Origin of the sequence: Paraburkholderia sp. RL18-101-BIB-B, from assembly GCF_046026985.1 — a bacterium.
Taxonomy (GTDB): Bacteria; Pseudomonadota; Gammaproteobacteria; order Burkholderiales; family Burkholderiaceae; genus Paraburkholderia.
This window is the reverse complement of sequence record NZ_JARESV010000015.1, coordinates 176,721-190,196: the sequence shown is the minus strand read 5'-3', so window position 1 is coordinate 190,196 and position 13,476 is coordinate 176,721. Positions and strand designations below refer to the sequence as shown.

The window sequence follows — 13,476 nt, the reverse complement described above, 5'->3', positions numbered from 1 at the left end:
AGCCGGATTCTTCCAGGCCTTTCTTGAGGTAGGCCGCTGTTTTCAGCTCGTCCTCGATCACCAGGATTCGCATCGGTTGCTCCGCGTGGGCGTTGACGGTGAAATCATACCGTCAAGCTCTCCGGCGGGTGATTACGATCCGGTAATGTTCACGCGCTCACCCCGGATTCGCGCCGGCCGTTTGCGACGAACCCTGCATGGTCGGCGCCAGAGCCCAGCCTGTTTCCCCCCGCATGCGGCGCCGCAGCACCGGCATACCGTAGTTTCTTCACCCGGCCGAACAGGCCGCGCGCCGCCCGCTGCAACGCGGCGTAACGACGGTGTTGGTGTCGAAGCGTCGGTATGCGCTCGTGCCGCCGCCGCGAGGGTTGCGACCTATTCGACGTTGTCCGCGACATCGGTCATACGGATCATGTGCGGTTTGACGACGTCGTCCTCGTCGTCATGGGTGTCCGTGGGCGGGTGGATCAAGGCCTCGAGCCGCGCCTTGGTCGCCAGAAACTCGGGCGACGTGACCTGCGAATAATCGCGTGGCCGCGACACCGGCACTTCGATCAGCTCCTGCACCTCGCCGGGATTCGCCTTCAGGACCAGGATACGGTCGGCGAGAAAAATCGCCTCGTCCAGATCGTGCGTAATGAACAGCACGGTCACGTCGATGTTGCGCCAGATATCGAGCAGGTGCGTCTGCATCTTCGCGCGCGTTTGCGCGTCGAGCGCGCCGAAGGGTTCGTCCATCAGCAGAATGCGCGGCCGGTTGGCGAGCGCGCGGGCAATCGCCACGCGCTGCTTCATGCCGCCCGACAACTGATGCGGATAGGCATTGGCGAATTTCGTCAGGCCGACCAGATCGAGCCATTGCAGCGCCTCGCGTTCCGCATGCAGGGTGCTGTGGCCGTTCATCTTCAGACCGAACATGACGTTCTTCTTGACCGTCAGCCACGGAAACAGCGTGTAGCCCTGAAACACCATGCCGCGGTCGGCACCCGGCCCCTGCACGGGCTTGTCGTCGAGCAGCACGCTGCCGCTCGTCTGCCGCTCCAGCCCGGCGAGAATGCGGATCAGCGTGGACTTGCCGCAGCCCGACGGTCCGATCACGCAGACGAACTCGCGCCGGTGCGTCTTGAAGCTGATGCCGTCGAGCGCCGTGCACTCGCCTTGCGGCGTCTCGAAGCGCTTGCCGAGATCGCGCACCTCCAGAATCACCTCGCGCGATTTCAGGCGGTCGAAACGCTCGCGTACCGCTTCGGACTGGATCAGGTACGACGGAATCGGTTGCGGATTTAACATGATGGAATCCTTTGAATGCGGTGCGGTGCGGTGCGGTGCTGTGCTTGCGATAGGCCGTGTCACGAAGCCGTCCACTACGCCTTGAGCGTGCGGTCCCACGGGAACAGCTTGCGGCCGAGCAAGGCCAGCACGAGATCGGTGCCGAGCCCGATGATGCCGATCATCATGATCGCCGCGTAGACGTTGTCGAAGTGCTCGTAGCGCGCCTGCTGCGTGATGTACCAGGTGATGCCGGAACTGGTGCCGACCAGTTCCGCCACGATCAGGTAGGTCCACGCCCAGCCGAGCAGAATGCGCTGGTCGCGGTACAGGTCGGGCAGGATGCCGGGAATCACCACATGGGTGAGCAGCTTGAGCTTCTTCGTGCCGAGCGTCATGGCGGCTTCGAACAGGCCGTACTCGAGCTTGCGGGTGGTGTTGGCCACGATCAGCACCTGCTGGAACAACGTGCCGATCACGATGATCGCGATCTTCGGGCCGTCGTAAATGCCGAGGATCGCCACCATCAAGGCGCCGAACGCGGGCGCCGGCAAGTAGCGGAAGAACTCGAAGAACGGCTCCTGCAGGCGGGCGATCGCGCTGTACGTGCCGCACACGATGCCGATCGGCACGCCGATCACCGACGACAGCACGAAGCCCCAGAAAATCACCTGAATGCTGTGCCACAGGCTCTGATGCAGCCACACGCCGTCGCGCGATGCGGGCGGCGTGGTAAACGCGGTGTAGAACGCGCGCAGCACTTCATGCGGCGCGGGCAGATACACCGGGTTGACCGGCTCGCCTGCCGGCAAGGCCGTATGGGCCTCGCGCGCGTGGGCGAGTTCGTCGGCGAACACCTCCTTGTCGACGCGCATGCCCGGCTGGAAATAGTCGACGCTGCCCGGGCTGTCGATCAGCACCTGCGGATGCCAGATGATCGGCACGTAGCTGACCAGACACCAGACGAGAAGCGGCAGCAGGAACGAGCCCGCCCCCAGCAGCCATTTGCCGCGCGCGGAGAGTTCGCGGCGCACCGCGAACCATTCGGTTCTGTCAATGACGGCCATGTGATTCTCCGGGGCGGACTGCGGTTGCGTCGTGGGCGAACGTCGGGACCGCGGCCCTTTCGTCGATTTTGTCGATTTCGTTGCTTTCGTCGAGCCACGCACGCGCCAGATCGAGCAGCATGGCGTCCTCGTGTGCGCGCGCGACGAAGGTCACACCGAACGGCAGCCCCGCGTGTTTGCCGACCGTGCAGACGCCGGCCGGCACCGCCAGCGCGGACAGGTCGAGCAGGTTGACGAAGTTCGTGTAGTAGCCGAAGCGCGAATTCACGCGGATCGGGTCCGCTTCCAGTTCGTCGACGGTGGCGGTCGTCGCCGAGGTCGGCGTGACGATGGCGTCGATCCGCTGCCAGACGTCGGCGGCCTGCATGCGCAGGAACGCGAGGCGGTCGAAGGCGGCGAACGCATCGGCCGCGCTCCAGCGCGCCGCGCCGCCGATAATCTCGCGGATCACCGGATGCAGCGCGTCGGGCTGCGTGTCGACGAACTCGCGGATCGCCGCGAGCCGCTCCGCCACCCACGGCCCTTCGTAGAGCAGCCGCGCGGTGGCGAGGAACGGCTCGAAGTCGATTTCGATCAGTTCGGCGCCGGCCGCACGCAAGCACGTCAGCGCGGCGTCGAAAGCGTGCGCGTACGAGGCGTCGCCGAAAAATTCGAGCTGGCTCGCGCGCGGCACGCCGAAGCGCACACCGCGCAGCGACGCTTGCGTGGCAAGCGGTGCGGATGTCTGCGGCGGCTGGAATTCGCGCGCATAGGGGTCCTCCGCCGTCACGCCGCGCGCGGCGTCGAACACGCACTGCGCGTCGCTCGCCGAGCGCGCGAAGATCGACACGCAGTCGAGCGATTTGCACGCCGGCACCACGCCGAGCGTGCTCAACACGCCCTTGGTCGGCTTCAGCCCGATCAGGCCGTGAAATGCGGCGGGCACGCGTCCCGATCCGGCCGTGTCGGTGCCCAGCGAAAACGCCGCCAGCCCCAGCGCGACCGATACCGCCGAGCCGGAACTCGAACCGCCCGACGCGTAACGCCGATCGAGCGCGTTGCGGCACGCGCCGTGCGGCGAGCGCTGGCCGGACAAGCCGGTGGCGAACTGGTCGAGATTGGTCTTGCCGATCGGAATCGCGCCGGCGGCGATCAGGCGCGCGACCACCGCAGCGCTGGCCGTGGGCGTGTACGCATAGGCGGGACACGCGGCGGTCGTCGGAATCCCCGCCAGATCGATGTTGTCCTTGATGGCGAACGGCACGCCGTAGAGCGGCAGCGTGTCCATGTCACGGCCTTCGAGCGCATCGGCGTAACGCATCATCTCAGCGCGGCTCAACGGGCGGATCCACGCGTGATGCGGGTCGTCGCCCGAGGTGCGGGCGGCAATCGCGTCCACCAGTTGCGCGGGCGTGAGACTGCCGGCGCGGTAGCGCGCCCGCAGCGCGGCGATCGACATGGACGGGAACAGATCGTCGGGTGATTTCATTTGCACGTAGCCTCCTCGGCGGCGTCCGCTGCAATGCCGGCGCGCATCACCATCAAACGTTGACCCGCGACGACCGCCGCGCCCTCCGCGCAGTCGATCGTTTCGATCACGCCGTCGCCGATCGCGGTGACGGAGATTTCCATCTTCATCGACTCGACGATCGCCACCACTTGCCCGTCGCTCACCCGTTCGCCTTTGCCGACCAGCAGCTTCCAGACGCTGCCCGACACGTCGGCGACGATGCCTTGCTGGCCGGCCGCAAGCGCGTCGTTCGCAGGGTTGCCGGCGGCTGCATCGCCATCCGTTTCGCCGACGTACTCGGCATGTCCGGCCGCGTTCCAGCGCTCGCGTTCCGCGTCGAAGGCGGCTTGCTGCGCGCCTTTGAAGGTGGCGATCGACTCGGCTTCGGCCTTCAGGAAGCGGTTGTACGCGCCGAGATCGAACATGGACTCCTCGATCTTCAGACTCGCGCGGCCCGCGATGAAATCCGTGCGCAGCTCGGCCAGTTCGGCCTCGCTGACTTCGTAGAAACGGATCTCATCGAAGAAGCGCAGCAGCCAGGGCTTGCCCGCCTCGAATTCGCGCGTCGTGCGATAGCGGTTCCACATCTGCACGGTGCGGCCGACGAACTGATAGCCGCCCGGCCCTTCCATGCCGTACACGCACAGATACGCACCGCCGATGCCCACCGCGTTCTCCGGCGTCCAGGTGCGCGCCGGGTTGTATTTGGTGGTGACGAGCCGGTGGCGCGGATCGAGCGGCGTGGCGACCGGCGCGCCGAGATACACGTCGCCCAGACCCATGACCAGGTAGCGCGCGTCGAACACGATGCGCTTCACGTCGTCGATACTATTCAGCCCGTTGATGCGGCGGATGAACTCGATATTGCTCGGGCACCACGGCGCGTCGGGACGCACCGATTGCATGTAGCGTTCGATCGCGATCCGCGTCGACGGGTCGTCCCAGGAGAGCGGCAGATGCACGATGCGGTTGGGCACGCGCATCGCGTCCACCGCGGGCAGCTCGCGCTCGGCTTGCTGCAGATGCGCGAGCAACGCGTCGTGCGATACCGCGCGCGGGTCGAAATGCACCTGCAGCGAACGGATGCCCGGCGTCAGATCGACGATGCCCGGCAAGCGGTGCGCGTCGAGCCAGTTCATCAACGCATGCACGCGAAAGCGCAGGTTCAGGTCGAGCACGAGCGGACCGTATTCGATCAACACGTTCTGATCGCCGGAGCGGCGATAGACCACGCCCGTGCCCTCGCCTGCGCCGGGATCGCGATAGAGGATGCAATCGTGGGCCGGCTCGCTCGCCTGCGTCGCGCGTTCCGCCGCCAGGACCGGCACCCGTTCGAAGCGCACCGTATCGCCGGGGCGCAGTTGACCGAGCTTCCACAACTCCTCACCCACCACGGTGACCGGACAGACAAAGCCGCCCAGGCTCGGACCGTCAGGGCCGAGAATCACGGGCATGTCGCCGGTGAAATCCACCGCGCCGACCGCATACGCGTTGTCGTGAATATTCGACGGATGCAGCCCCGCCTCGCCGCCGTCCGTGCGCGCCCATTGCGGCTTCGGGCCGATCAGGCGCACACCTGTGCGGCTGGAGTTGTAGTGCACTGTCCAGCGCGTGCCGTAGAGCATCGCGATGTCGTCGGGCGTGAAGAAATCGGGCGCGCCGTGCGGGCCGTCGAGCACGCCGAGCGTCCAGTCGTGCGTCAGCACCGGCACCCGCGCCGGATCCAGTTGCGCGCCCGCTTCGCCGCGGCCCGCGCCGTCGGCGAGATGCAGCACGTCGCCCTTGCGCAGCGCGCGCCCCGCGTGGCCGCCGAACTGGCCGAGCGTGAAGGTCGCCTTGCTGCCCAGATAGTCCGGCACTTGCAGACCGCCCTTGAGCGCGAGACACGCGCGCATGCCCGCGCCCGTCACGCCGCCGAGCTTGAGCACCGAACCCGCCGGCGCGCGTGTGACCTGCCAGAGTACGACCGCTTCGCCGTCGAGCGTGGCGGCAAGCGGCGCGCCACCCAGCACGAAGAGCGTCGCGGTGTTAAAGCGCAGCGTGGCGCCGACCATCGCGCATTCGAGCCCCGCGGCGTCGGCGGGATTGCCGAGCAGTTCGTTGGCGAGGCGGAACGACAGATCGTCCATCGGACCCGACGGCGGCACGCCGATGTCCCAGTAGCCGGTGCGCCCCGGCGTCTGCTGCACCGTGGTCTGCACGCCGCCGTCGAGCACGTCGATCGTATGCGGCGCGAACATGAAGCGCGACAGGAACGCGGTGGTCTGCTCACCACGCGCAAACGTCGCCGAGCCGGCTATGGCGCGCAGATAGTCGAGATTCGTCTCGATACCGTAGAGCTGCGTTTGTTCGAGCGCGGCACGCAACGCGGCAAGCGCGGCCTCGCGCGTCTCGCCTTTGACGATCAGCTTCGCGAGCAACGGATCGTAGAACGCGCTGATTTCCGTGCCGGAATCGACCCAGGTGTCGACCCGCGCGTCGGCGGCGAACGCGACATGCGTCAGCACGCCCGCACTCGGTTGAAACTGCTTGTGCGGGTCTTCCGCATACAGGCGCACCTGGATGCTCGCGCCCTGCGGCGCCGGCGCCAGCGTGTCGAGCGGCGCGAGTTCACCCGCGGCCTCGCGAATCATCCACTCGACCAGATCGATACCCGTGACTTCCTCCGTAACGCAGTGCTCCACCTGCAATCGCGTGTTCACTTCGAGGAAATAGAAACGGCGCGTGTCGGCATCGAAGACGAACTCCACGGTGCCCGCGGATTTGTACTTCACCGCCTGGGCGAGCCGCACGGCGCTCGCATGCAGCGCGCCTCGTTCCGCGTGTGTGAGTCCAGGCGCGGGGGTCTCCTCGATCACCTTCTGGTTGCGCCTCTGTACCGAGCAATCGCGTTCGCCGAGCGATATCACGCCGCCACGGCCATCGCCGAAAATCTGCACTTCGACGTGGCGCGCGTTTTCCACGAACTTTTCGAGGTACACGCCCGCGTTGGCAAAGTTCGCCTCGCCGAGCCGCGCGACCGACGCAAACACGCTCTCCAGTTGCACTGCGTCGCGGCACAGCGACATGCCGATTCCGCCGCCGCCCGCGGTGCTTTTCAGCATCACCGGATAGCCGATCGACTCCGCCTCGCGCAACGCCGTGCCCACGTCAGGCAGGAGCGCGGTGCCGGGCAGCAAGGCGACGTCGTTGGCTTGCGCAAGTTCGCGCGCCGTGTGCTTCAGGCCGAATTCGCGCATCTGCGCGGGCGTTGGGCCGATGAAGCGAATCCCGACGTCGTCGCACGCTTGCGCGAAGGCCGCATTCTCGGACAGAAAACCGTAGCCGGGATGCACGGCGTCGGCGCCGCACGCGCGCGCCGCTTCGAGAATCGCCGCGCTGTTCAGATAGCTCTGTGCCGCGAGTGCCGGGCCGATGCACACGGCTTCGTCGGCGAGCATCACATGCATGGCGTGGCGATCGGCTTCGGAATACACCGCGACCGACGCGATGCCAAGCCGCTTGAGCGTGCGTATCACTCGACAGGCAATCTCGCCGCGATTGGCGATCAGGACTTTGCGGAAGCTCATTGGGCGTCCCATATCGTCAGTCGCACGGGCGTCGGGTTATAGCCGTTGCACGGATTGTTCAACTGCGGGCAGTTCGAAATCAGCACCGTGACATCCATCTCGGCGCGCATCTCGACGTATTTGCCCGGCGCGGAAATGCCGTCCTCGAAAGTCAGTTTGCCGAGCAGCGTCACCGGCACGTTCATGAAGAAGTTGATGTTGCTGACGATGTCGCGCTTGTTGAGCCGCGTCCCCACGCCGCATGTGCAATGCGTGATCGCATGCAGGAAGCTGTCGCGGCAGCTATGCATGTAGCGCTTGTCTAGCGTGTAGCGCACCGTGTTGCTTTCGGCCGCGCAAGCGCCGCCGAGCGTGTCGTGGCGGCCGCACGTGTCGGCCACGATGCTCAGCATCGGCTTGCCGAGGTTCGACATCAGTACGCTGCCGGCGGACAGATAAAGATTGCGTTGCGCGCGAATCGTGTCCTGCGCGCTATAGCGTTCGAGCGGATCGGCGCTGTTATAGAACAGCGTGTCGACCGCCTGATTGCCTTCCAGGTCGAGAATGCGGAACACCTGTCCGCGCTTGACTTCGTGCAGCCACGGTTCGCCGGAAGGCAGCGTGAGGTCGTAGACCGCATGACGGAGTTCGAGCTTGCTTTCGATGATAGGCATCGCGGGTCTCCTTAAACGAACAGACGGTCGGTGTTGACAAAGCCGCGCCCGTTCTCGGGGCACGCCGAGCGGCAGGGGTCGTCGGCCGGTACGCAGGCGTCGGCCGCATACGCGCGGTACGCGATCAGCTTGACGGGCCTCGGTTCGTATTCGGATGAAGGGTCGAGCGGATGCGGCGCGCTCGAAAACACCGCGAGCGTATCCATTTCGAAGCGCAGATCGAACGCGGCGCCGGCCGGCGAATGGCCCACCACGAAGTCGAGCGCGCCGTCCTCGCCGATCGCGAGTTTGCTGAAGAAGTTGATGTTGGCGACGAGGTCGCGTGTGCCGAGCCCATGCTTCGCCAGTTCGAGCAACAGGCTGTCGCGGCCGTTGCGGATCATCGCATTGCGATGCTGCTGATAGCGGGCGACGCCGTATTTAGCGGCGAACAGTTCCGCGTCGCCGACGCCGCCGAGCGGATCGTGCCAGCCGAGCGTGTCGGCGGTAATCGAGGCCAGCACGCGGCCCATGTCCGAATAGAGCACGTGGCCGCGCGTCAGATGCGCGGTGTGCTGCGCCTTCAGCGTATCGGCCATGTTGTAGCGTTCGAGCGGTTCGTCGTGCCGGTAGAGCACGGCGGCCAGGTTCGCGCCGCCTTCGGTATCGACCACGCGCAACGCCATGCCACGGCGCAGCACGCCGGACCAGTGCGTGCCGGCGGGAATCACCGTTTCCCACGCCACATGCGGGATCGGTGCGAGTTCGACAGGGGATTGCGTCGACATGGAGGCTCCAGGGTATCGGTTGGGAATAAGCGTGAGAGGGCGATTGACCGACATCGCGACCTCCCGGGCTTTTATCCCTCCGTGGAGCCTCGCCGGCGCCTTGAAAGAAGGTGAACGGCAAGACCGGATTGCTCTCGGACCAGGCATCGTGCGCATGAAGCACTCGACCGGAACCCTAGCGATCCTGAAGATGATGCAAATTACTTCGCACCTCTCGCTGCGTAGCTAAGCGAGTTGTGTGCCAGGCTCATGTCGAGCATGCGGCAAGCGCGGCGTGGCAAGGGATTGGATGTGATGAGCGATTCAGTTTGCTAGGTGAGGGTCGGCGGCACGCGCACCAGCGTCGTTTGTGAATCCGCACCAGTTGAATGCGCCGGGCACCACGATTGGGCTCGATATGAGCGCGCGCGACACTGGCGATGGCTCTAGCCGATGGCATGGTGTGTGCGTATCGATGCACCACGTCCACCACCTTCATCACTCGACCATGCCGACGCTTGCCGCTATTCGACGCGCGCTGTACACCCTGATGTCGGCACGTTTCATCGAACTGCAAAAGCAGCAGCGCCGCTCGTAGTCAGAGCGGCGCTGTTGTCGTGACACTCAACCTTGGGCATCCAGTTCCGTGCTCGCATAGCGCGCCTGCTGGCCGAAGCTCGCCAAGGCCTTCGAACCGTCGGGCAACACCAACTCCCCTCGTTCGAGACGTTCCTTCAGATAGGTAAAGCTCTGCGCCGTCTGCGCGAACAGATGGTCGCCGGCCGACACGGGCGGATATTTCGCCACCGCTTCGGGCGTCGCGAACTGCTGCAGCGGTGCGACGATCGTGTGATAGTCGCAGGCAAAAAAGAGCGGGAACGAGTAGCGCTCCTCCCTCACTTTGCGCACGCGATGCGACGTCGCGACATAGGTCCCGCCTGTCCACACTTCCAGCATGTCGCCGATGTTCACGACGAACGCGTTCTCGACCGGCGGCGCATCGATCCACTCGCCCTCGCCGTTCATCACTTCAAGTCCGGGCGCGGTCGGCAACAGGATCGTGAAGCATTCGTAGTCGGTATGCGCGCCGATGCCGGGGCGGTCTTCCGCGGATGGATCGAGCGGATAGTGGATCAGGCGTAACTGGCTCGGCGGCTTGCGCAGATACTGGTCGAAGTGCTGTTCGGGCAAGCCGAGCGCAAGCGAGAAGCCGCGAAACAGGGCGCGGCCGAGTTCGAATGCCGCTTCGTAATAGCCGCCCACCGCCTCGCGAAAACCCGCTTGTTCGGGCCAGCTATTCGGGCCGAGCATCGGCGTGCCGGCGCGTACGTCGGGGTCGTCGGCGGGCAGTTCGCGGCCGGTGTCGAAGGCTTCCTTCCTGTCGCGCTTGCCGGCCGCGAAAACTTCCTCGCCTTCGGGCACGTAGCCGCGATGCGCGGCCGACTTGCCGATGTAGTAGCGCATCTTCCAGTCATGTTCGGCGGCGAAGAAGCGCTTGGCCTGCTCGATCAGCGCGCGCTGCTGTTCGCGTGATACCTGGTGGCCGGTGACATAGAAGAAGCCGGCCTCGCGTGCCGCGCGATCGAGTTCGCGCGCGGTCGCGAGGCGCTGGTTCTTGTCGTCGCTGAAAAGGCCGCTGACGTCGACGATGGGTAACTGCTGAAAACGGGTGTGGGTTTGGCTCATGAGAGGCGCCTACGCAAGCTGCGGGTTAGTGTGCGTTTGCCGTCCGCCGCGAACCTCACGGGCGGCGAGAAATGCAGCCAGATGGCGCCGTTCCTCGCGGCCCATCCATGTGTTGATCTCCCACAGATCGGCCACCGGCGCGTTCGTAAACGGCAGCGTGTGCAGATAGCCGTCGGGGCCGAACTCCGGCGTCATCGTCGTGACGGTGTAGCCCTGCTCGATCTGCGCGGTCCACAGCGCTTCCCATATGCGCTGATGCGAGGCGAGGCAGTCCGCGTACTCGGGCGCCGCCGGGTGCGGCACCTGCGGACCTTGCGGATAACCGACACGCCCATGCAGATGATGCGCATGCGGCGCCAGTTCGAGGATCGTGTCCCACTCGCTGTCGAGCAGCCGCTCGCACACCGACACCCAATGACTGAAGTCGCAGGTCAGCTTGAGCGCGGGCACGGCGCGCGCGACGTCGCGAGTGATCCACGGGTTGTAGAACGAGCGCCCGCGATGCGTTTCGAAGCTGCAGATCACGTCGTGCTGCGCGGCGATCTCCACGGCGCGCGAGAAAAAGTCCACCTGTACCGCCGCCGGCCACGCGTCACAACCGGCCATCACGTTGAAGAAGCGCGGTTCGAGTGGCTTGCCCCAGACGATCTTCTCCTCGAAGTCGCGCAGATGATCGGCCGGCGTCGCCGAACGCTCCGGCACATAGCTGCCGGCCGTCGTAATCTCCGCGATGAAACTAAAATCTTCGTCCGCGATGGCCTGCGCAAACGCATCTCGTGCCGCTCCGCCGGCCGGCACCGGCGCTTCGATGCCGTCGAAGCCGGCTGCCCGCACGAGCGGAGCGGCATCGCGAGGACCGCCGTCGAATCCCCAGAACGTTTTGAACAATTCGAATTTCATCGCCTCTCCATTTGCATGCAAAATTGCATGCAATAGTACACATGAAAAGCACGAATCAATAAACTATCGGAGCGTGGCCGCACATTATTTCCGCGCGCCCGATTTCCGGCTCAATTAGCACTTAAACTGTGCAGCCCTCCTCCTCGTGGTGAATCGATGAAGAAGAAAATTGCGCGTACCAAGGGGCAAGCCGTCGCGCGCGCCATTCTCGACATGGACTGGCAGTGGTCGGCGCATTTCGGCGATCTTGGCCTGAACGACCTGAACTACAGCGATCTGTTCTGCCGCATGTGGGTGGATCAGGACGACTACTTCGCCAAGACCGCGCTCTACGAATTCATGCCGGGCGTGAGCCGCCGCACCGCCGTGCGCTACGTGCAGGAGTTGATCGACAGCGGCTGGCTGCTGGAGACGAGTTCCGCCGCGGATCGCCGCATCAAGCAGGTGAGCCTCGCGGCCTCGATCGAGGAACGTCTGGAGCAGTTTCTTGCCTATGTGCATCAACGGTTTGCGGCGCTGGATTGACAGTGCCTACGCGGGACGTGGGGGTGAAGCGTCCGCATACCCTCCGTCGCAAATCCCGCTGGCATATTTCTCGCTAGATGTTTGACCGAGAGGTGCGGCAGCGTCGCATCTTAGGGATGCTAGGGTTCCGGTTCGCGAGAATGTCTGGTCCGAGAGCAGCCCGGTGCGCCGACTGGTTCGATGCAGGCTTCATTGCAAGCACGAACCGACGGCCGCACTACACGGCGGGACAAAAGCCCGGGAGATTGGCGATAGCAATGTCTATCGTGCCTCTCCGTGGCCGGTGTGTGTCTCCCGCAGTTTCCGCGCTTGATCGTAGCTTGCTCGCGGGAACCGGTCATGTTGTTTCATCGCGCAGTCGCCGCGCGGTCCAACTCAACAATCGCAATTGACCGGTCTCCTGGAGAAAACGATGAAACGCTTCGAATCCGTCCGCACTTCCCGTGCTTCACTCGCCTTGCCTGCCCGCTTCGCCTCGGCCCTTCGCGTGCGTGGCGCCCTCGCCACGGCCGCCGCCGCACTCGCTCTCGGTCTTACTGCGGGTCTTGCCGCAACGCCGGCGCAAGCGGCCGCGCCGCTCGCCATCGGCTATAGCGACTGGCCCGGCTTCGTCGCCTTCCAGGTCGCCATCGAAAAAGGCTGGTTCAAGGAAGCCGGCGTGGACGTCAATTTCCAGTGGTTCGATTACTCGGCGTCGCTCGATGCGTTCTCCGCCGGCAAGCTCGACGCGGTCGGCGCGACCAACGGCGACGCGCTCGTAACCGGTGCAAGCGGCGCGAAGAACGTGATGATCCTGCTGACCGACTATTCGAGCGGCAACGACATGATCGTCGCCAAGCCGCCGGTGCGCACAGTGGAAGGATTGAAGGGCAAGAAGGTCGGCGTCGAAATGGGCCTCGTCGATCACCTGCTGCTCGACACGGCGCTCGAAAAACACGCGCTGAAGGAATCGGACCTGACGCTCGTCAATGCAAAGACCAACGAATTGCCGCAGGTGCTCGCCTCGTCCGGCGACGTCGCCGCGGTCGGCGCCTGGCAGCCGAACGCGGGCGAAGCGCTCAAACGCGTGCCGGGCTCGCGGCCGATCTTCACCTCCGCCGACGCCCCCGGCCTGATCTACGACGCGATCACCGTCAATCCCGTCAGCCTGCAATCGCGCAAGGCGGACTGGGCCAAGGTGATCAAGGTCTGGTACCGCTGCGTGGCCTATATCAACGATCCGAAGACACAGCCGGACGCGGTCAAGATCATGTCCGCGCGGGTCGGTCTCACGCCGGCGCAGTATCTGCCCTTGCTGAAAGGCACGCATCTGCTTGACTCCGCCGCGGCCAGGAAAGCCTTCACCAAGGGCGACGGGCTCGACTCCGTGTACGGTTCGAGCGTGAACGCCGACAAGTTCAACGTGCGCAACGCCGTGTACAAACAGTCGCAGAATGTGAGCGCCTATATCGATCCGGCACTCGCCAACGCGCAGTAAGCGACCCGCCAGGCACGGCATCCATAACCGCTGAAATAGCCCGCAGATCCGAAACTGTTATTCTTGCGTCTCTCCCGACCGTCAACTGGTCGCCT

The 13,476-nt window shown here is 65.0% G+C and carries 10 protein-coding genes, 1 pseudogene and 2 riboswitches; of the genes and pseudogenes, 2 read left to right on the top strand and 9 right to left on the bottom strand.

Annotation, left to right across the window (positions count from 1 at the left end):
* The 9 genes and pseudogenes from P0D73_RS22360 to P0D73_RS22320 form a co-directional block, all read right to left on the bottom strand.
* A pseudogene (locus tag P0D73_RS22360) lies at positions 1-73 on the bottom strand (DNA-binding response regulator); the annotation flags it as partial.
* A gap of 302 nt (positions 74-375) precedes the next feature.
* Positions 376-1,290, bottom strand: coding sequence for an ABC transporter ATP-binding protein (locus P0D73_RS22355; RefSeq protein WP_342960411.1), 915 nt, complete (start codon positions 1,288-1,290; stop codon positions 376-378).
* A gap of 74 nt (positions 1,291-1,364) precedes the next feature.
* Positions 1,365-2,336 carry an ABC transporter permease gene (locus P0D73_RS22350; protein WP_408180130.1) on the bottom strand — a complete coding sequence of 324 codons (972 nt, stop codon included), beginning with the start codon at positions 2,334-2,336 and terminating at the stop codon, positions 1,365-1,367.
* The gene (gene atzF, locus P0D73_RS22345) at positions 2,323-3,804 is read right to left on the bottom strand and encodes an allophanate hydrolase (protein WP_408180131.1); all 1,482 of its coding nucleotides are present in this window, start codon (positions 3,802-3,804) and stop codon (positions 2,323-2,325) included. The genes P0D73_RS22350 and atzF overlap by 14 nt, the downstream gene beginning before the upstream one ends.
* Positions 3,801-7,394 carry an urea carboxylase gene (uca, locus tag P0D73_RS22340; RefSeq protein WP_408432907.1) on the bottom strand — a complete coding sequence of 1,198 codons (3,594 nt, stop codon included), beginning with the start codon at positions 7,392-7,394 and terminating at the stop codon, positions 3,801-3,803. Before uca ends, atzF begins: the two co-directional genes overlap by 4 nt.
* The gene (locus tag P0D73_RS22335; protein WP_408314573.1) at positions 7,391-8,047 is read right to left on the bottom strand and encodes an urea amidolyase associated protein UAAP2; all 657 of its coding nucleotides are present in this window, start codon (positions 8,045-8,047) and stop codon (positions 7,391-7,393) included. The genes uca and P0D73_RS22335 overlap by 4 nt, the downstream gene beginning before the upstream one ends.
* 11 nt (positions 8,048-8,058) lie before the next feature.
* Positions 8,059-8,814, bottom strand: coding sequence for an urea amidolyase associated protein UAAP1 (locus tag P0D73_RS22330; RefSeq protein ID WP_408180133.1), 756 nt, complete (start codon positions 8,812-8,814; stop codon positions 8,059-8,061).
* Positions 8,815-8,872: 58 nt separating this feature from the next.
* Positions 8,873-9,004, bottom strand: a riboswitch (guanidine-I (ykkC/yxkD leader).
* Positions 9,005-9,417: 413 nt separating this feature from the next.
* On the bottom strand, positions 9,418-10,479 hold the full coding sequence (locus P0D73_RS22325) for an isopenicillin N synthase family dioxygenase (protein ID WP_408285833.1): 1,062 nt from the start codon (positions 10,477-10,479) through the stop codon (positions 9,418-9,420).
* A 9-nt stretch (positions 10,480-10,488) separates the two neighbouring features.
* Positions 10,489-11,379, bottom strand: a complete 891-nt coding sequence (locus P0D73_RS22320; RefSeq protein ID WP_408432905.1) for a sugar phosphate isomerase/epimerase family protein — start codon at positions 11,377-11,379, stop codon at positions 10,489-10,491.
* 156 nt (positions 11,380-11,535) lie between these two features.
* Between P0D73_RS22320 and P0D73_RS22315 the strand changes: the two genes are divergently transcribed.
* Positions 11,536-11,904 carry a helix-turn-helix domain-containing protein gene (locus P0D73_RS22315; RefSeq protein WP_132377224.1) on the top strand — a complete coding sequence of 123 codons (369 nt, stop codon included), beginning with the start codon at positions 11,536-11,538 and terminating at the stop codon, positions 11,902-11,904.
* Between the two features lie 108 nt (positions 11,905-12,012).
* Positions 12,013-12,150: riboswitch (guanidine-I (ykkC/yxkD leader) on the top strand.
* 166 nt (positions 12,151-12,316) lie between these two features.
* Positions 12,317-13,381: an ABC transporter substrate-binding protein gene (locus tag P0D73_RS22310; RefSeq protein ID WP_408285830.1), complete on the top strand. Its 1,065-nt coding sequence runs from the start codon at positions 12,317-12,319 to the stop codon at positions 13,379-13,381.
* Positions 13,382-13,476: the final 95 nt, after the last annotated feature.

Excerpts from the sequence above, each read along its gene's own strand:
- P0D73_RS22355 (WP_342960411.1), bottom strand. The coding sequence starts at position 1,290 with ATGTTAAATCCGCAACCGATTCCGTCGTACCTGATCCAGTCCGAAGCG.
- P0D73_RS22350 (WP_408180130.1), bottom strand. The coding sequence starts at position 2,336 with ATGGCCGTCATTGACAGAACCGAATGGTTCGCGGTGCGCCGCGAACTC.
- atzF (WP_408180131.1), bottom strand. The coding sequence starts at position 3,804 with ATGAAATCACCCGACGATCTGTTCCCGTCCATGTCGATCGCCGCGCTG.
- uca (WP_408432907.1), bottom strand. The coding sequence starts at position 7,394 with ATGAGCTTCCGCAAAGTCCTGATCGCCAATCGCGGCGAGATTGCCTGT.
- P0D73_RS22335 (WP_408314573.1), bottom strand. The coding sequence starts at position 8,047 with ATGCCTATCATCGAAAGCAAGCTCGAACTCCGTCATGCGGTCTACGAC.
- P0D73_RS22330 (WP_408180133.1), bottom strand. The coding sequence starts at position 8,814 with ATGTCGACGCAATCCCCTGTCGAACTCGCACCGATCCCGCATGTGGCG.
- P0D73_RS22325 (WP_408285833.1), bottom strand. The coding sequence starts at position 10,479 with ATGAGCCAAACCCACACCCGTTTTCAGCAGTTACCCATCGTCGACGTC.
- P0D73_RS22320 (WP_408432905.1), bottom strand. The coding sequence starts at position 11,379 with ATGAAATTCGAATTGTTCAAAACGTTCTGGGGATTCGACGGCGGTCCT.
- P0D73_RS22315 (WP_132377224.1), top strand. The coding sequence starts at position 11,536 with ATGAAGAAGAAAATTGCGCGTACCAAGGGGCAAGCCGTCGCGCGCGCC.
- P0D73_RS22310 (WP_408285830.1), top strand. The coding sequence starts at position 12,317 with ATGAAACGCTTCGAATCCGTCCGCACTTCCCGTGCTTCACTCGCCTTG.